Source organism: Dyadobacter sp. HNCC25DJ184 (genome assembly GCF_056895215.1).
Genome location: NZ_JBXHAQ010000001.1, coordinates 158,732 through 178,030 on the forward strand (window position 1 = coordinate 158,732; position 19,299 = coordinate 178,030).

Sequence of the window (19,299 nt, forward strand, 5' to 3'; positions counted from 1 at the left end):
TTTGTATGTTTAACTTATGACCATTAATAAGGCTATCAATTCATATTCTTTAAAATAGACAAAATTGCCGCATGATTGGCGTCTAATTTGTCAACAATCGCTTCCTGATTTGCCTCAAGTTTGTCAAATCTTTCATCCATTTTGTCAAATCTTGCATCCATTTTGTCTAATCTTTCATCCATTTTGTCTAATCGAACTTCGATTTTATCCAACCTGAGTTCGATGTTATCTAAACGGAGTTCGATTTTATCTAAACGGACTTCGATTTTATCAACCCTTGCTGTTAAGTTGTCAACTTTACTGGCTAATTGGCGCTGACCTTCAATCAAAAAAGATATATTGTCACTTTGCTCGATTACAATTTCAATTGTTCTTGCACTTGCGAGCTTCAGCAGTGAAATTTCTTTCGTCGCTTCATCTACTTTGGCAGCCGTAGAATCCAGTTTGATCAGCATTTCTGCGACCAAAGGTTCGATTTGGTTTAGACGTTCTCCTGATCTCATAGTGTGTTGATGAAAAAATTATTGCTTAAACCAGCATCGACATTGGCTCTTCCAACAGTTTTTTAACCGTAAGAAGGAATTGAGCCGCAAGGGCTCCATCCACTACTCTGTGGTCTGCTGAAAGCGTAACTTTCATGATGTTGGTTGGATATACGGTTCCGTCTTCTTTGAAAGCTGCAACTTTTTTGATTGCACCGATCGCAAGAATACATGAATCTGGCGGGTTGATAATGGCAGTGAATTCATCCACACCGAACATACCCAGGTTTGAAATAGAGAAAGTATTTCCTTCCCAATCTTTTGGCTGAAGTTTTTTATCTTTTGCTTTTCCGGCGAGATCTTTTACTTCAGCAGAGATTACAGAAAGCGTCTTTTTGTCTGCATCTCTTATTACCGGCACCAAAAGTCCGTCTTCAACAGCGACAGCAACACCGATATTCACATAGTCGTACTTACGGATTTTGTCTCCCAGCCATGCTGAGTTAACCGCAGGATGTTGTTTCAATGCAACTCCACAAGCTTTGATGACCATGTCGTTGAATGAAATTTTGGCAGTACTTACCTCATTCAGCTGCGGGCGAAGTGACATTGCCTTGTCCATTACGATTTCCATTGTTACGTAGAAATGCGGTGCAGTGAACAAACTATCGCTCAAACGACGCGCAATAGTTTTACGCATCTGAGATATTGGCAGGTCAGTATAATTACCAGCGGCAACTGGTTCAGCAGCTTTTGGAGCCTCTGTTGCAGTTTTAGGTGCGGGAGCAGCTTCAGCAGGTTTAGCAGCGGGTTTGAATTCGTCCACATCGCGTTTAACGATACGCCCATTATCTCCGCTTCCTTCCACTTTCGATAAGTCGATTCCTTTTTCATCTGCCAAGCGTTTTGCAAGGGGCGAGGCTTTAATTCTATCTCCTGAATCCGCAATTGAAACAGTTTTTTCGGTCGCAGCTGGCACAGGAGCAGATTCGGCCGCCGGAGCTTCTTCGGCTGGTGCTTCTCCGTTTTCCCGAGCAAGCAAAGCTTCTACGTTTGATCCTTCTTCACCAATAACAGCGATTATACCATCAACCGGAACAGCTTCTCCTTCTTTAATACCAACATAAAGTAGCGTACCATCTTCATAAGCTTCCAATTCCATTGTTGCTTTGTCGGTTTCCACTTCGGCCAGCATATCGCCTGACTTCACTTTATCACCAACCTTTTTAAGCCATGAAACCAGCGTACCTTCTTCCATGGTATCGCTCATTTTTGGCATGCGCACAACCGCCGCGTTTATTTTTTCTGTTGACTTGGCCGGAGCTGGAGCAGCTTTCGGTGCTGGTGCCGTTTCGGCAGGAGCCTCTGCTTTTACTTCTTCCTTTGGAGCTGCACCATTGGTACTTCCTCCATCCAACAAAACTTTATAATCTTCACCCTCATTTCCTACCACAGCCATAATACCATTGATCGGCACGGCATCTCCTTTTTTTACACCAATATAAAGTAGGGTTCCATCATAGTAAGATTCCAGGTCCATTGTCGCCTTGTCTGTTTCGACTTCCGCAATGATATCACCTGAACTGATTTTGTCACCTACTTTTTTGTGCCATTCCGCGATAACACCTTCTTCCATGGTGTCGCTCATCTTGGGCATACGGATTACTTCTGCCATATCGCTATTAAAGGTATTTTAGTTTCTTTATTCTCGATTATTATCAAAGTCAAAATTACGATAAAAGGTGAATAGGTAAGGAGTTTAGTTCCTAAAAATTGACCTCGTTCGAATGTTTTATTGATTTTGCCTGACTCTCTAAAACTGGTCTATATTGATTATCAGTCTGATATGAATTTTAAATGCTTGCAGATCTGAGGCTTGACGAGCCAAATTCTAAAGAAAACATTCGGTTAGTTAGGTACATCCGGGGCTTCTAGCCAAAGATTCTTTCTTTAGACCTTCTTCAAAATCAATTTAAATGTCGGATATCTGGTATTGACAGTGCTCCGAAACTAAAATACCAAAGCTTTAAATAAATATAGCTTTGGTATTTTGATCTTATCTTGGCAGCGTCCTAATTTATTTTCAAAACCGCCATAAATGCTTCCTGTGGAATTTCTACGTTTCCAACCTGACGCATCCTTTTCTTACCTTTTTTCTGTTTCTCGAGCAATTTACGTTTACGGGAAATATCGCCACCATAACATTTTGCCAAAACGTCCTTACGCATCGCTTTCACGGTTTCACGGGCAATGATTTTCTGCCCGATAGCTGCTTGAATGGCAATTTCAAACATTTGTCGTGGGATTAATTCTCTCAGTTTTTCGCAAAGTTTTTTACCCCACTCATATGCTTTGGTACGGTGTACAATGGCTGACAAGGCATCCACCCGTTCGCCATTTAGCATCACATCCAGTTTCACCATTTCCGACTCCTGATATCCTGCCAACTCATAATCCAGAGAAGCATATCCCCTCGAAATCGTTTTCAGTTTATCGAAAAAGTCAAAAACAACTTCCGCCAGTGGAAGTGAAAATTGAAGTTCGACACGTTCCGCAGTCAGATAAACCTGGTTTTTCAGGATTCCACGCTTGTCCATACATAGGTTCAATATTGCACCTATATATTCAGATTTAGTAATAATCTGTGCGTTGATAAACGGCTCTTCAATCCAATTGATATGATTTGGCTCCGGCATTTCTGACGGTGCACTTACTTTTAACTCTTCATCTCTCGTATTGACCACGCGGAACTGAACAGATGGTACCGTCGTAATAACGGTCATATCAAATTCCCTTTCGAGACGCTCCTGAACGATTTCCATATGCAGCATACCAAGGAAGCCGCAACGGAATCCGAATCCCAGTGCCGCCGAAGTTTCGGGTTCCCAAACCAACGCCGCATCGTTCAACTGCAATTTTTCCAATGCTTCACGAAGTTCCTCAAATTCACTGGTATCAACAGGATATAATCCCGCAAACACCATCGGCTTTACCTCCGAAAATCCTTGAATGGCTTCGGCTGCTGGCCTGGCGGTATGTGTGAACGTATCTCCAACCTTCACTTCCTTCGCCACTTTAATGCCAGAGATCAGATAACCTACATCACCACATTCCACCACGTCTTTTGGGATTTGGTTTAAACCCAGTGTTCCAATTTCATCGGCAAAATATTCTTTACCGGTTGCCATAAACTTGACGCGGTCGCCTTTACGAACACGTCCGTTTTTAACACGGAATATAACTTCAATACCACGGTATGAGTTGAAAGTGGAATCAAAAATAAGCCCTTGCAATGGGGCTTCCGGATCACCTACAGGTGGAGGAATTCTTTCAACGATTGCATTCAGAATTTCTTCAATACCAATTCCTTCTTTACCGCTGGCAGGAATGATGTTTTCACGATCACAACCCAAGAGGTCAACCATCTCATCCTTGATTTCTTCAGGCATTGCTCCAGGCAGATCGACTTTATTCAACACCGGGATGATTACCAAATCATGGTTAATTGCCAGGTATAAATTTGAAATTGTCTGAGCCTCAGTTCCTTGTGAAGCGTCTACTAAAAGTAACGCACCCTCGCAGGCTGCAATAGACCGCGAAACTTCATATGAAAAGTCAACGTGACCGGGGGTGTCTATCAGGTTCAGGATATACTCTTCTCCTTTATAGATATAGTTCATTTGAATGGCGTGGCTCTTGATAGTGATTCCACGCTCCCTCTCCAAATCCATGTTGTCAAGTAGCTGAGCCTGCATTTCTCTGTTGGATACCGTCTTGGTAAATTCCAAAAGTCTGTCGGCCAGCGTACTTTTCCCATGATCAATATGGGCGATAATACAAAAATTACGTATTTGTTTCATTGATATGTTAGCAATTAGCTTTTCGCTACGAGCTGTTGTCTTTTATTGATTCAGATATATTGGGAGCGGCAATGCTATGTCGTTCGTCACAAATTCCATTCTCCTGGTGAATTCTGATTTTAGATTAAACCAAAATTTCTGCAAACATACGGGTTTACGACCTAACTTACATATACATCGGCCATTGACCGCAAAATAGTATTGATTAATAGAAGGTGGGGGTGTCGGTTGGGGCCGCGTGTTCTCTGCTTAGATTGGGTATTTCGATGTAAAGAGTCAAGTTTTGTCAGGGTTTTTCACGAGGTAGGCAGGAGATTGTCATACAGGCACCTCGTATGTTGGACGAAGTTATTTTTGCCTGACAAATTTTGGAATAGAATATTATTATATCAGTACTCTGAAAAAGCAAAAGCTCCGCCGTTTAAGACGAAGCCTTGCCAATAGTTTTTATCAAGAATATCAGAATATAAATTTGGTACTCAGGAAATTAGACTCGTCTTCTTTTACGATATCATTAATCAGCTCTTTGTTAGCATCCGTCATTTTGAAAGCAACGAGCGAACGAATCGAGAAGGAGCGCAAAGCATCCGGAACAGAGAGAGTTCCTTCTGCGCTATCTTTCCTCCCTGTGAAAGGAAAAACGTCCGGCCCGCGTTGACATTGACAGTTGATATTCACGCGACTTACCTGATTGACCAGCGGGTCAATTAAAGTGGATACTTCTTCTGCATCTTCGCTGAATATACTAACTTGCTGTCCATGAGCTGATTCTATCAGGAATGAAATAGGCTCTTCGATATCATCAAATGGAACGACAGGAACAATAGGTCCAAACTGCTCCTCAAAATACAGCTTCATTTTGTCGTTGACAGGATAAACAACCGCCGGGTAAAAGAATGACGCAACCGAAGTGCCGCCGTTCTCATTTACAATATTAGCGCCGTGACTGATCGCATCCTCGATACATTCGTTGAGATATTCAATTTTATTTGTTTCGGGCAGAGGAGTCAAGGAAACGCCTTTCTCCCAGGGCATACCAAATTTTAGTTTTTTGACTGCCTCGTTAAACTGTGCCAGAAACTCATCCACTTTGCTCCGGTGCACCCAAACGATTTTCAGAGCGGTACAACGCTGACCATTGAATGACAACGATCCGGTAATCGTTTCCTGAACAGACAGGGCGATATCCGCATTAGCAGTTACAATGGCCGCATTTTTAGCATCGAGGCCCAAGACTGCTCTTAAACGATTGACCTTGGGATGTGATTTTTTAAGTTGATTCGCGACCTTGCTGGAGCCGATGAGCGTTAAAACGTTAATCTTCCCGGATTCCATCAATCCCGGTACAATGGCGTTTCCACGTCCATATATAACATTTACCACACCTTTTGGAAAGCAGTCCCGGAAAGCTTCCTGTAAAGGATAATGAAGTAAGGTTCCAAATTTCGGAGGTTTGAAAAGAATAGTATTGCCCATAATGAGAGCGGGAATCAAGGTTGTAAAAGTCTCATTTAGTGGATAATTAAATGGACCCATGCAGAGTACAACACCCAATGGAGACCTCCTTACCTGAGCTCCGATGCCATCGACGATTTCAAAACGGGATGAGTCACGGTCCAAATTTTTAAGAGCGTCGATAGTGGAATATATATACTCCACCGTCCTGTCAAATTCTTTGGTAGAATCGGCAAAAGACTTGCCAATTTCCCACATGATCAATTTTACAATGATATCTTTTTTCTGCAGCATTTTGCCGGTGAACTGCTCCACGCGGTGAATCCGTTGCTCTACGCTCATCGTCGGCCATTCCCCGCGACCATTATTATATGCCGATACGGCGGCCTCCAACGATTCCGAAGCCTCAGCTTCTGTACATATCGGATAGCTCCCGATTAGCTTCCGTTTCAATCCGGCTTCAGTTTGCACACAAATAGGGGATAGCACCTCATGTACAGTGCCATTCCATTGTTTCATTTCGCCGTCACTCAGGTATTCCCGCTGATGGACAAGGTCTGGAAGACAAAATTCTGCCGGGATATCTTTTTCTTCATAAAAGATCCCGGTTAAGGTAGATTCGAAGCTCATCAAAAATTAGTTATGATTGGAAATTATCTTTAATTGTAAAATTGACAATTATTTTTTATTTTAAATCCGTTTTTCTGATTTTTATGTAACTGGATATAGGGAAAGAGGGTATTTGGGACGCAAGAATAAGTTATCATCTCTTGTCGTGATTACAGACTAATGAAAAACTTTTCTTGTAAGACTAAAAAAGCCGGGCGACACCCGGCTCTCAAAATAGATTATTTTTTCTCTTCGACTGGCTCAGTCTGTATTTGATTATGTCGTCGACTCATTTTGGAAAAACGACTGATCAGGAATATGGAGGCGAAAGTAAGACCGATAATGAGTCCGAGCCACATGCCGGGTGCTCCCATATCAAAATGGAAAGCCAGCGTATAGCCGATTGGAATACCTAAAATCCAGTAAGCCACCCCTATAAAAAATGTGGGTGCTTTTACATCTTTTATGCCTCTTAAAAGTCCGGCACTGATGGCCTGAGTGCTATCTGAGATTTGAAATACCGCCGCAAAGATCAGAAGCAAAGAGGCGAGTTCAAGTACCTGTGCATTGTCGTTAAATGCCTTTGGCAACACGTTTCGGAAAACGCCGAAAACGATCGCACACACAATACCATATATTAGAGCAGTATATATGGTACTTTTCCCGATAATATGGATTTTCGGCCAGTTGGACCTGCCAAATGCATTGCTAACCCTTATTGAGCCGGCCTGTGCCAGACCCATCGATACCATAAAGGTGAATGACGCACAACTTAAAGCGATTTGGTGTGCAGCCTGAGCGACGGCTCCGAGTGTACCGATGATGATACCTGAAACCGCAAATGCGCCAGCTTCCATACCAATCTGAAGACTGCTGGGAACACCTATATAAAGTAATTCACGCAACGTTTTGACATTAAGTTTCCATTGGTTTGTACTTACAGCAATATACCGGCTGAAAGTTTTGTGACGAAGCACCACTGCCGCCAGCGCAACAAAAATCACCGTTCGGGTGATCAACGTCGCCCATCCAGCGCCTAGTAGCTCCATCCTAGGAAAACCAAGGTTTCCGTAAATCAGTAGCCAGTTAAGAAAAATGTTAAGCGGCATGCCTGAAATGGAGAGTATCATGGCGGTTTTGGTATATTCAAGTCCGTCGGCAAACTGCTTCAATGTCATGAATAACAACATCGGTACAATAGAAATACCCATCAGCCGCATAAAGGGGATAGCCAGTTCAACCACTTCAGGATCTTGCCCCATATGGTGAAGAATGTCCAGCCCGAATACGAGCACCAACGATATGAAAATGGCAGTGAACGCACAGAGACAAAAGCCGTTGAAAAGGTAGTGGGAAACCAATTTGCTGTCGTGCCGGCCATGGGCCATCGAAACCATTTGTGAAACTGAAATGGTCATTCCAATTCCCACAACGAATGGGATATTCATGGTATTCAATACGAGGGCTGCGGCTGCAAGTTGTTTGTAACTAATTGCACCTACCATCGCTGAATCGATCAGGTGAAGGGCCATTTGAGCCAATTCTCCGATGATGATGGGCAGGGCAAGCCTGATGGTTTTTGATGCTTCTTCTTTCATGGCTGAGGTGTTCATTATCAATCTTTTCAGATAAAGTCTCGAAAGTTCTGGCTGGTATTCCAAGCCAAAATGCTCTGATCCAATTGTTTACTTAAACTATTCTGATGGGTTCGATAAAATTAAAATGGGTGCAAAGATAGCGATCTTCACTTGGTAGCGTGTGAAGAGGAAGAAAAGTTTTAGGAATCGGTGGTAATCTGCTGATCTTTTTAGGCTCAGTTTCGGTCAATTTTAAATTCTATGGAGTAAAATAACTTCGCATACGAGCTTTATATATTCAGTTTTGTATTCCCATATATTAATGATGTGGAACAAACAGGCATATCCTAAACTCACCTTGCAGTCGTAGTGAAAATTTTATCGAAATTAACAGTTGAAAAGGTTTACGTCCTTTTCATTCTTACATGTGTTCTGACAACGGGCCTGAAGGCTCAAAATTCCTCTAAAACAAAGGTATCCGGAGAAATTGTTGACGCGCAAAATAATGCAGTGCTGCCATATGCCAGTTTCAGGCTATTCAAATCGGCGGATAGCGCATTTGCTGACGGGGCAATTACTGATGAGAAAGGTGTTTTCCAGGTGGATGTTCCCGCCGGTCAATATTATGCTCTATATGAATTCATTGGTTACAAAACCTTGACGACTTCTAATATCGTCGTTCAAAAAGGTACTCCGTTAAAACTTGGAAAAATCAAATTGGCAACTTCTGCACAGTCGCTGGAGGAAGTGACGATTCAAGGCGAGAAAAGTACTATGGAGCTTTCTCTGGATAAAAAGATATTTAACGTTGGGAAAGATTTGGCTAATGCCGGCGGTACCGCAGTGGATATTCTGACAAACGTGCCTTCGGTGGCCGTGGACGTGGAAGGAAATGTAAGTCTGCGGGGAAGTGGAAATGTTCGTATTCTGATCGACGGTAAGCCTTCCGGTTTGGTGAGTATCAAAGGTGGGGCAGGTTTGCAGCAACTTCAGGGCAGCGCGATCGAAAGGGTTGAAATTATAACAAATCCGTCGGCGAGATATGAGGCGGAAGGGATGGGAGGAATCATCAATATTGTTTTGAAAAAGGAGAGAAAACAGGGTTTCAATGGTTCATTTGATATAATAACCGGTCAACCTGTAAATTACGGCGCTGCGGCAAATGTGAATTATCGTCGCAAGAATCTCAATTTTTTTATCAATTATACTGTGTCTTTCCGGAATACGCCGGGTCGCAACTCCTTATACCAGGAGTTGTACCGTAACGACAGCACGTTCATTACGCAACGTGATATGACCAGTAAGTTGAAGGGGATGAACAACAGTGCCCGTGGCGGACTCGATTATTATTTCAATGATAAAAATGTACTGACAGCCGCATATACCCACCGTATAAGTAAAGGAAAGCGGTTTTCGACCCTCAATTATTATGACTATATCGGTTCTTTAAGTAATCCGACAAGCCATACCTACCGGACTCAGGACGAAACAGAAACCGAACCGAATTCGGAATATGCATTAACCTACAAAAAAACATTCGACAGAAAAGGAAGAGAATTTACCGCTGATGTCAGATATCTGGACAACTGGGAGGATTCGGATCAGTTCTACAACCAGGATGTTTATAAGCCAGATGGCAGTCCGTCGGGCATTCCTCATTTGTTACAGCGGTCGTTGAACTACGAAACCGAAAAGCAGCTGCTGTTTCAGGCAGACTATATTCACCCTTTTGCAAAGGAAGGAAAATTAGAAGCCGGAGTCAGGAGCAGTACAAGGGATATGACAAATAAATATTCCACAACCGAGCAGGGTGAGGATGGCATGTGGTTGCCCGTTCCGGGGCTCACGAACGATTTTTTATACGAGGAAAATATTAATGCGGCATATGGCATTATAGGTAACAAGACAGGGAAACTTTCATATCAGGCTGGGTTGCGCGCGGAATGGACCGGAGTGACTACAACTTTGCGCCAGACAAATGAAGTGAACGAACGGAGTTATGCGAATCTCTTTCCGAGTGTGCACGTCACTTATGACCTGCCCAAGCAGAACGCAATTCAACTAAGTTTTAGCCGTCGGGTACGTCGTCCACAATACAATGACCTAAGCCCGTTTATGACCTATAGCGATAACCGCAACTATTGGAGTGGCAACCCTGACTTGAACCCCGAGTTTACTAACGCCTTCGAAGTAGGGCATATCAAATATTTGGGAAAAGGATCAATCACATCTTCTGTTTACTATCGGCATACCAACGGTAAAATTATCAGTATCAAAAGGGTAGAGGGAGATGGAACCTCTTATACGAGACCAGAAAACCTTGGAACTGAAGATGCATATGGGGCAGAATTTACAAGCTCGTTTACTTTGTACAACTGGTGGAAACTGGATGGAAGTTTTAACTTTTTCAGGTCGCAGATCGACGGCACGAATGTGGATGAAAGTTATAAGAGCGATACATATAGCTGGTTTGTCAGGGCAATGTCAAGATTTACCTTGTGGAAATCCACGGATGTTCAGTTCCGCGGTAATTATGAAGCTCCTCAAAAAACCCCTCAGGGAAGCCGAAAGGCATTGGCTACACTTGATATTGCTGCCAGTCGGGATATATTAAAAGGTAACGGAACGTTAACTTTCAGTATTATCGACGTGTTCAATTCCCGTCGTTACCGGTCGATCACCACTGGCGATAATTTTTATACATATGGCAATTCGCAAGGCAGATTGCGTCAGGTCAATCTTACATTAAATTATCGTCTCCACCAGGCAAAGAAGAAACCGAAAGAGGGAATGGAAGGAGAATATTGAACTGAAATTCTACCGTTACGTATAGTATTAATTTTACTTTTCTGTTTTAATATTTTTTGGTAATGTCATAATTTATTTGATAAATGACTATATTGTAGCAAGTTTGATTATCAACGATATTGAGTGCCCCACTCTGTATGCTTAAGCGGTCGTCAGTCTTTCAGTGAGAGTCAAGGGTTAACCTAATGCGTAGTTATGACAAACAAAAAATCGATATTCCTGGCTGATGACGATGCAGACGATTGTATGCTTTTCGAAGACGCACTTCGTGAGGTGTGTGAAACTACCGAACTTACGACTGCAAGTGATGGAGTAGAGCTCATTAAGTTGATGGAAGATACTGTTTTAACAAAACCGGATGTCATATTCCTCGATTTGAATATGCCACGCAAAAATGGCATGGAGTGTCTTCAGTATATTAAAAGTCATGTTGCATGGAAAGATATTCCGGTTGTCATATTTTCTACAAACGGCCAGGAAGAAACGTTACGAAAAACATTTGCCACCGGCGCAAATTTCTTCATTACAAAACCGGGATCCTTTGCCAAACTTAAACAGGCGATCCGTTATATTCTGGAGAAGGACTGGTCCAAACATTGCATCTCTCCAACTTTTGAAAATTTCCAATATCATTTCTGATTTCGAATAAATCTTGCCCTGATAAAACTTTTGCTTCGAAGTTTTCAAACAATCTTATTGTGGGTACACTTTTTGATGGTGGCGTTTTACGCTAACTTGGGACCTAATATAACCGCTTCCTATTTTTCATGAATTTTATTGATCTGGATTTTGAACGAGCGCGGCTAAGCCATTTGCTTTTCAAAACTAAGTTGAGATCCATATTATTTGGCGCAGAAAACGCCAGCGATTTGATCCTTTCGCCGCAAGATTCGTCTTTCGGCAGGTGGCTGTATGAACATGCCGTAATTGTCTATTCAGGCCAAACCGAGATTCAAGAGATAAAACGTCTGCACCTTGAAATAAATAGACTGGCTGCTGATATAATTACCCTGCATAAAGACGGTCAAATCCGTGAGGTAAGAGAATTGCTTGCCACGGTTGAGAGCCTATCCGCAAATTTGCTATTGACTCTGGATAAGCTGGAAAAAGAGGTTTTGCCACAAAATCTTAATATGAACGAGAACGGAAAACCCGACAACCGGGAAGAAATTCTTGAACTGAATCGGGTATTGTACGATCTGGATGCACGCGTTGGAAGGCAGACCGAAATATCCTTGTTGTCAAGAAAGCAAACGGAGGCTGCCGAAGCACGATTCAGAAATGTGATGATGCAGGCTCCAGTTGGGATAGCCATTTTAAGGGGTGAGGAAATGATGGTGGAGATGGTCAATCAGGTATATCTTGAAGTTGTTGACCGCACCGAAGATCAGATGGTGGGTTATTCTTTATATGATTCTCTTCCAGAAGTTAGGGAGACAGTTGGGCCTATTTTGACTAATGTTCTGAAGACTGGGGAGGTATACCATGGAAATGAATTTGAAGTACCCATCGTCCGTTCCGGGATGAAGGAGCAAGGCTACTTTAACTTTGTTTACCAACCTCTCTATGAAAATGATAAAGATATCACGGGAATTGTTGTCGTAGTTACCGAGGTTACAGCACAGGTTCGTTCGAGAATTGCGTTACAAAATAGTGAACTACAATTTAGAAATATGGTGACGCAGTCCCAGTTTTCTAAGGCGATTTTTAAAGGGGATGATCTGACGATTAGTATTGCCAACGAGGCTTTACTGAAAATATGGAGGCGAAGTCTGGAAGAAGTCCAGGGCAAAAAATTGCTGGATGTATTTCCAGAATTGGTTGACCAGAAGTTCCCGGAAATTCTGCGACAGGTATATCGAACAGGGGAAACTTACCGTGAAAATGAGGCGGTTGCCTATGTGGATGGGCCCGGCGGTCGAAAACGCCACTACCTTGATCTACAATATGCGCCGATGTATGAGCTGGATGGCAAAGTCTCAGGAATATTGGTGTCTGTTAACGACGTGACAGAAAAAGTTGATGCCCGCCAGGAAATAAGCGATGTAGTTGAAAGACTTTCGCTTGCAACCGAGGGTACCCGTCTCGCGACCTGGGATCTGGATTTGGTGACCAGGCAGATTATACATTCGGCACGCCTTGCGCAGATTTTTGGATATCGAGATACTGACGCGTTAGGCCATTCCGAACTTCGTGACCATGTTCACCCTTTTGACCGTGAACATATTGTTGAAGTGGCGTTCAACAAGGCACTAGCGACTGGAATCTATTTCTATGAAGCAAGAATTATTCAAAAATCGGGCGTTTTACGCTGGGTCCGCACACAGGGTAAGGTGTTTTATAATGAGGAAGAACAACCTGTCCGGATGTTGGGAACGATGATGGATATTACCGAGCAAAAGGAGGCAGAGTTGGCATTGAGAACTAGTGAGGACAAGTTCAGAACCCTGGCCGATTCTATGCCCCAGTTTGTCTGGACTGGCGATGAGCAGGGTAATCTCAACTATTTTAGTGCTTCCGTATATAGTTACAGTGGTTTAACATCAGAAGACCTTTTGAACGGAGGGTGGCTGAATATCGTCCATCCCGAAGACCGCCACGAAAACATGGTTCGTTGGACACAAGCCATAAAGCATGGCGATGACTTCATGTTCGAGCACAGGTTCAGGCGAAGTGATGGCGAGTATCGTTGGCAAATGAGCCGGGCAATTCCGCAACGCGACGATAGTGGTCAGATTCGGATGTGGGTAGGAACTAGTACGGACATTCACGACAGCAAACTTTTCATTGATGCGCTCGAATTGAAGGTGGCTCAGCGAACCAGACAATTGACGGTGTCCAACGACGAGTTGATTAGGACTAATATGGAATTGGCCCAATTTGCATATGTGGCCAGTCATGATTTACAGGAACCGCTTCGCAAAATTCAGACATTTGCCAGCCGGATCGAAGAAACGGAGGCCCAGAACCTGTCTCCGCGAGGAAAGGAATATTTTCAAAGAATGCAGGCTTCTTCCACCAGAATGCAACAGCTGATCACCGATTTACTAGCATTTTCAAGAGCCAATTCGGTGGAAAAGCATTATGAACGTGCTGATTTAAATGTCATTTTCAGCAGTGTAAAAGAGCAGCTCAACGACGTTATTGCACAAAAAGGAGCAATGATTCATTGTGAAGAATTACCGGTTTTAAATGTCATCGTATATCAGTTCGAACAGTTATTCAGCAATCTCATTGCCAACGCTTTAAAATTTACGAAACCCGGTGTCAGTCCGGTAATCACTGTTACGAGTGGTGACATTTCGGGAGCGAGTAAAGCTCAGCTCGATCCTGATAAAAAATATTGTTATATATCAATCGCGGACAACGGTATCGGCTTTGAGAGCGAATATTCAGAGCGTATTTTTCAGGTTTTCCAAAGGCTGCACAACCGATCGGAGTATGAAGGCACTGGAATAGGTCTGGCGATTTGTAAAAAGATTGTTGAAAACCATCATGGGGTGATAGAGGCAGTTGGCGTACTCGGAACAGGGTCCGTGTTCACGGTTTACCTTCCAATGAATTAGCGCCTGATTTTTTTCGTGTTCCAACAAATGTAAAGGCAATACCAAAAAGGATGATAACGCCGCCAATCAGCGTTTGAAGTTCTATCTTCTCTCCAATGAAAAGCCATGCTATCAAACCCGTAACAACTGACTGAAGCAGCAGAAAAAGCGAAACCGAACCGGCATCCATTTTTTTGATCGCGAAACTTAGCGAAAACCAGCCAAGAAGTTGGCAGATAATTCCCTGCACAACAAAAACAATCCATATATCAGGGCTGAAATTCCATAACTGCTGGTCGCTGAAATAGCAAATAAACCAGAGGTAAACTGAGGAGACAGCCATCGAATAAAACATGAAAGGAACTACTTTCAATTGTGATAGAACCTTCTGACTCACAAGCATATATGAGGCATAGAGTAATCCCGAAATAATGGCATAATAGAATCCTTTGTTAAATTTCATTTCGGAAATCGTATCCAATCCGATCAAGATCAATAGCCCGGAAAGCGCAATGATCGTGCCTATCCAAAAACGGGAGCCCGGTCTTTTTATATTCAGAAAATGGCTCGCAATTCCCACCCACACCGGGGAAAGATTTGTGAGCAAAGTAGCTTGTGTGGCGTTAGAATACTGAATCGAAAGATTCCATATGGCGATATCGCTGGCGAAGATTAAACCACAAAGCATGATTGGGAGCCATAGTCGTACCGGGGGGATCACGAGTTCTTTTTGAAACAACATATATGGTGCCAGCAGCAGCACCGCAATAGCCATTCTGTAGAATGCCGAGGTAAGCCCCGAAACCGGAGCCCATTTGACCAAAACAGGATATATACTGATACTTAACAGGCCAACGACCAGTGCGACTCGTGCTTCACGCATGATATGAATTTTCCCATAAAGCTAAGGGATTCTGTTTTTTAAAATCCCTTAGCTTGAAGATAGAAATTGAATTGCATTCATTGACTGTATATCTGGCTCTCAATCAGGGGAGTAACAATCTCGATCAAGGCTTGGCGCGTTCATATTGAACCGGCCAGGCTATTTGAGATTCCAATTCCGGCGCAGCTTCTAATGGGAAATAAGGGTTTCTCAAAAGCTCACGAGCCATGAAAATCAGGTCGGCTTCACCGCTTTCAAGAATTTTTTCAGACTGAGGAGCAGATGTAATTAATCCAACGGTTCCTGTTGGGATTCCTGCTTCCTTTCTGATTTGCGCGGCAAATGGAACCTGGTATCCCGGTCCGATCTGGATTTTTTGATGGGACGCCAAACCTCCACTCGAAACGTCAATCAGGTCTACTCCCGCATTTTTTAATATGGCTGATAATTTTACTGATTGCTCGATATCCCAACCATCCTGTGCCCAGTCGGTAGCCGACAAGCGCACGAACAGAGGAGTGGAGGCTGGTGTTTTTGTCTGTACTTCGGCAACTATTTCTAAGAGCAAACGAATACGGTTTTCGAAAGCTCCACCATATTCATCCGTACGTTTATTGGACAGGGGAGATAGAAATTGATGAATCAGGTACCCATGCGCCCCATGAATTTCGATAACCTGAAACCCGGCAGAAACAGCGCGTTCAGCGGCGGCTCCAAAATCGGAAATAACTTTTTGTATACCAACGATATCCAGTGCCTCAGGTGCGTCCTCATTCGCATGAAACGGAATTTCAGATGCGCTCAGAGTTTTCCAGCCACCCTGATCCAATGGAACTTGGCCTCTGCCTTTCCACGCCGGAAATGTACTGGCTTTTCTGCCTGCGTGCGCAAGTTGGATCCCTGAAACGGCTCCCTGGGCGTGCAGAAATGCATTGATCTGGCTCAATTTTTCGATATGCTCATCTTTCCATATACCTAAATCCTGCGGTGATATCCGGGCTTCAGGTGAAACAGCAGCAGCTTCGGTGATGATTAATCCTGCGCCACCAACCGCGCGACTACCCAAATGAACAAGATGCCAGTCATTTGCAAATCCATCCACGGATGAATATTGGCACATGGGAGAAACGACGATGCGATTTTTTAATTCGAGGTCTTTAAGTTTATACGGAGAAAATAGAAGTGACATGTGTTTGACTTGGTTTTGAAAAGTACTGATCAGGTAACAAATCTTGCAAACGAATTAATTCCTCAATGTGTGTTGCCACGAGGCCTCAAAGTTCACGAAGAGCCGGCGGGAGGTGATATTCTTATCTTAATGAAGTGTATTGTCGCGGCGAAATTACAAGCAGAACTGCTAATCATGAATTTCAGCCACACGCCCAACTTGTCCGTCTTCAAGCCTTACCTTAATTCCTCGCGTATGCGTTGGCGATGATGTGAGAATGTCTTTCACTATCCCTTCTGTCAGTTTTCCGCTTCGCTGGTCTTTTTTCAAGATAATGGAGACTGATATACCTGCACGAATATTCTTTCTTTCTGTTCCTGACAACACTTTTTTAATTTTAATAAGTTATTTTAATTGATTCAACGATTTAAGCTGCCATCTGCTCTTTTTCAATTTTATGCAAAATTTTGATTTCGTCAATCGTAATCGTGCTGATTAACTCAAAAAGGCCGTTGATGGTCTTTAGGTCAGACAACATTTTGCGTGCAGGCGACTGGGCTGATTTTTCCACGCCAATTTCTTTAATCTCTTTTTTACGGGTTGCAAGAAGTTCCAGCAGCTTTGTGTTTTGTGGAAGTGCTTCTCTTACGATAGATAAGTTTTCAGTAATTTTTCCATCCTGAACCGCAAGCGCACTTTGAAACTGGCGATCTATTTGTCTGATCATCAACTGAAATTCCACTGAAAACTCCTGATAATTTAACGTCTGCGCATAGGTCGACAAAGAAGCGATATAGGAAGTTAGCATATGACTGGTCGCTACAAACTGGTGGTATTCAGTCATATTGGGTTGCTGGCTTTTTGGCTCAGATAGCATTTTTTGAAAGTTATCGGAAAGATTAGCCAACGCAATGAACGCATTTTTCCGGTAAAATTTGATCTGGTTCAAGTCGAGCTGGTTTCCCGCAAAACGCGACGCTACATAGTCAAAGTAAGCTTTGTTGGCTTCAAGCGCTGTGTGGATATATTGTTTAATCTGAGTGTGTTCCCAAACAGGAAGCACATAGGAGGATATTAAGTAAGCAATCGCAGATCCAATCATTGTGTCTATCGCCCGATCTTGTAATACGTTCGTAATCTGATGCGGCGATAGAAAATGGATCGAAAGAATCACATAAAGAGTGATGCTCGTTGAAGCGACAAAATAATTTTGTTTCAAAAAAGTGTATGCCGATATCATGGCAATCATCATGATTACGAAAAGTATAGATCCGTCTTTGATGAGATACAAAACGATAAATCCTGCTACAACGCCCACCATGGTGCCGCCGATCCGGTATATATTTCTTTGCTTGGTGATGCTGAAGGCTGGTTTCATGATCGTCACGATCGTTAGCAAAATCCAGTAGCCGCGCCCAACGTCCAAAAACATGGAAGTCAGATATCCCAAGAGTAAAGCAATCGTCAAACGCACCGCATGGCGAAAATGGCTGGATTTAAAAGAAAGGTTATCAACAAACAGACGAGGATTGAAATCCTGTTTTGGAATAAAGCTCTCCACCTGAATATCGAGATTTTGATTGGCACTTAACGCAGCGTCATAGGTAGTGGCCCGATGCAGCTTTTTAATCCGTTCGGTCATATCCTGCATCCCGTTCAAAATCTGGCGCAACATCATGAAATCCTCGATATTTTCATGTGTCATTTTGTCGGCTCTTAGTCTTTCGAAAGCATTCTGGCATTTGCTATATGCCAGGTCAAGGTCGTGTCGTGGACGCGAAACCGTTCCAATCTGCACTGCGATTCCGATTTGCTGGATATCTTCAGCAAGCCAGGCGATATAGGTTCCGAAAAGTCTCAATATCTGCGAGTTGCCAAAAGCTCGGTGAAGGTTTTCGTAATTGTGTTGGGAGTTGATAATACGCTCAAAGAGATCGATACTGTCCAGAAACATGAGCATCAAAGTCCTGCTAGTGTTCGTGGATTCAGTAACGAATTCCCGTGTTTTGAACAATATCTCACGCAAGCTTTCATGATTTTCTCTCAAGCTCACCTGTTCATGAATACTTTGGCTAAAAAGCGCATCATAGTCCGGATTTGCAAAGTAATATCTGGAACGGATGGCGAGCATCTTGCCTAACTCAATAAAATTTTCTCCTAACAATTGCTGAATGAGCTTATAAGGACGCAGTTTTTGCAGAATTGAAAAAAGTACAAAATACCATATACCGCCCAGCGCAAAAATGGACGCGGTTCGTATGACCATCTCGCCGCTCAAATGATCGTCGATATTGAAAACAAATACTAACAACGCGATGAGCCCAATGCTGGTCACACGGTTTCCATAAACTCCAATAAGAGAGAAAAACATGCCGAAAACGACGATTTCCAGGAAAACCATGAAATGAATATGACGTAGCAGTCCGGTGATGCAAGCCACTACAAAACAAGTTACGATAGTTACCAGGAGGGCATTTCTTCTTCTATTATATGGGCCGGGGCTGTCAGTACTGCCGATTAGTAATGTTCCAAGCGGAAAAGCAATGAGGTCGCTGAGCAAACCATAATGTTGGAAAATGAGACTGGGCAGAACCGCGCCCAAGCTTAATCGTACACCGGTACTGAGATGTTGACCGGAAATGAATTTTTTAAAGTCGTCGAGGTAATTCATACTTAGGCTATGCGTGTACCTATTACAATAGTACAAATATTATAACGATCAACAGCAAAAGGTATGATAAAAGTGCAATTTTTTATTCCCCGACCATTTTAAGGCACTTTCTCGTTTTTCCTTGCGTTGACTTTAGTATCGATGCAAATCTTCCAATAATAATGGATATTTTTCGGGTTACCTTTAAGGAGGCACAATAAAAAATTAGAAAAGAAACCGCCGGACGGAAACTAAGCGATCG

General features: G+C 43.0%; 12 protein-coding genes. 3 read left to right on the top strand and 9 right to left on the bottom strand.

The genetic code is table 11. From position 1 onward, the window contains the following. Positions 1–35 precede the first annotated feature (35 nt). From AC1XUD_RS00625 to AC1XUD_RS00645, 5 genes are all read right to left on the bottom strand, one after another. Positions 36–503, bottom strand: coding sequence for a hypothetical protein (locus AC1XUD_RS00625; protein ID WP_483358995.1), 468 nt, complete (start codon positions 501–503; stop codon positions 36–38). A gap of 25 nt (positions 504–528) precedes the next feature. Next, the gene (locus AC1XUD_RS00630) at positions 529–2,157 is read right to left on the bottom strand and encodes a pyruvate dehydrogenase complex dihydrolipoamide acetyltransferase (protein ID WP_483358996.1); all 1,629 of its coding nucleotides are present in this window, start codon (positions 2,155–2,157) and stop codon (positions 529–531) included. A 397-nt stretch (positions 2,158–2,554) separates the two neighbouring features. After that, a complete protein-coding gene (lepA, locus tag AC1XUD_RS00635; protein WP_483358997.1) occupies positions 2,555–4,342 on the bottom strand; it encodes a translation elongation factor 4 in 1,788 nt (595 codons plus the stop codon). A 459-nt stretch (positions 4,343–4,801) separates the two neighbouring features. Continuing rightward, complete coding sequence (locus AC1XUD_RS00640) at positions 4,802–6,427, bottom strand: NADP-dependent glyceraldehyde-3-phosphate dehydrogenase (protein WP_483358998.1); 1,626 nt, start codon at positions 6,425–6,427, stop codon at positions 4,802–4,804. 218 nt (positions 6,428–6,645) lie between these two features. Then, the gene (locus tag AC1XUD_RS00645) at positions 6,646–8,004 is read right to left on the bottom strand and encodes an MATE family efflux transporter (RefSeq protein ID WP_483358999.1); all 1,359 of its coding nucleotides are present in this window, start codon (positions 8,002–8,004) and stop codon (positions 6,646–6,648) included. Positions 8,005–8,352: 348 nt separating this feature from the next. Between AC1XUD_RS00645 and AC1XUD_RS00650 the strand changes: the two genes are divergently transcribed. The 3 genes from AC1XUD_RS00650 (at position 8,353) to AC1XUD_RS00660 (ending at position 14,357) form a co-directional block, all read left to right on the top strand. Next, the gene (locus AC1XUD_RS00650) at positions 8,353–10,791 is read left to right on the top strand and encodes a TonB-dependent receptor (protein WP_483359000.1); all 2,439 of its coding nucleotides are present in this window, start codon (positions 8,353–8,355) and stop codon (positions 10,789–10,791) included. Positions 10,792–10,986: 195 nt separating this feature from the next. Continuing rightward, positions 10,987–11,430, top strand: coding sequence for a response regulator (locus AC1XUD_RS00655; RefSeq protein ID WP_483359001.1), 444 nt, complete (start codon positions 10,987–10,989; stop codon positions 11,428–11,430). Between the two features lie 128 nt (positions 11,431–11,558). Then, positions 11,559–14,357: a PAS domain S-box protein gene (locus AC1XUD_RS00660; protein ID WP_483359002.1), complete on the top strand. Its 2,799-nt coding sequence runs from the start codon at positions 11,559–11,561 to the stop codon at positions 14,355–14,357. Here AC1XUD_RS00660 and AC1XUD_RS00665 read toward each other — a convergent pair. The 4 genes from AC1XUD_RS00665 to AC1XUD_RS00680 form a co-directional block, all read right to left on the bottom strand. Then, entirely contained in the window at positions 14,332–15,219 is an 888-nt protein-coding gene (locus AC1XUD_RS00665; protein WP_483359003.1) for a DMT family transporter, read from the bottom strand. The two genes, AC1XUD_RS00660 and AC1XUD_RS00665, sit on opposite strands and share 26 nt — an antisense overlap. Positions 15,220–15,343: 124 nt before the next feature. Further along, positions 15,344–16,408 (bottom strand): NADH:flavin oxidoreductase/NADH oxidase, encoded by a 1,065-nt coding sequence (locus AC1XUD_RS00670; protein ID WP_483359004.1) that lies wholly within the window; start codon positions 16,406–16,408, stop codon positions 15,344–15,346. Between the two features lie 168 nt (positions 16,409–16,576). Then, positions 16,577–16,771, bottom strand: a complete 195-nt coding sequence (locus AC1XUD_RS00675; RefSeq protein ID WP_483359005.1) for a YwbE family protein — start codon at positions 16,769–16,771, stop codon at positions 16,577–16,579. 43 nt (positions 16,772–16,814) lie between these two features. Then, the gene (locus tag AC1XUD_RS00680; protein ID WP_483359006.1) at positions 16,815–19,058 is read right to left on the bottom strand and encodes an FUSC family protein; all 2,244 of its coding nucleotides are present in this window, start codon (positions 19,056–19,058) and stop codon (positions 16,815–16,817) included. Positions 19,059–19,299 lie beyond the last annotated feature (241 nt).

Bases quoted from the DNA above. Each gene is read 5' to 3' on its own strand.
- AC1XUD_RS00670 (WP_483359004.1), bottom strand. From the start codon at position 16,408: ATGTCACTTCTATTTTCTCCGTATAAACTTAAAGACCTCGAATTAAAA.
- AC1XUD_RS00665 (WP_483359003.1), bottom strand. From the start codon at position 15,219: ATGCGTGAAGCACGAGTCGCACTGGTCGTTGGCCTGTTAAGTATCAGT.
- AC1XUD_RS00680 (WP_483359006.1), bottom strand. From the start codon at position 19,058: ATGAATTACCTCGACGACTTTAAAAAATTCATTTCCGGTCAACATCTC.
- AC1XUD_RS00630 (WP_483358996.1), bottom strand. From the start codon at position 2,157: ATGGCAGAAGTAATCCGTATGCCCAAGATGAGCGACACCATGGAAGAA.
- AC1XUD_RS00645 (WP_483358999.1), bottom strand. From the start codon at position 8,004: ATGAAAGAAGAAGCATCAAAAACCATCAGGCTTGCCCTGCCCATCATC.
- AC1XUD_RS00660 (WP_483359002.1), top strand. From the start codon at position 11,559: ATGAATTTTATTGATCTGGATTTTGAACGAGCGCGGCTAAGCCATTTG.
- AC1XUD_RS00640 (WP_483358998.1), bottom strand. From the start codon at position 6,427: ATGAGCTTCGAATCTACCTTAACCGGGATCTTTTATGAAGAAAAAGAT.
- lepA (WP_483358997.1), bottom strand. From the start codon at position 4,342: ATGAAACAAATACGTAATTTTTGTATTATCGCCCATATTGATCATGGG.
- AC1XUD_RS00655 (WP_483359001.1), top strand. From the start codon at position 10,987: ATGACAAACAAAAAATCGATATTCCTGGCTGATGACGATGCAGACGAT.
- AC1XUD_RS00625 (WP_483358995.1), bottom strand. From the start codon at position 503: ATGAGATCAGGAGAACGTCTAAACCAAATCGAACCTTTGGTCGCAGAA.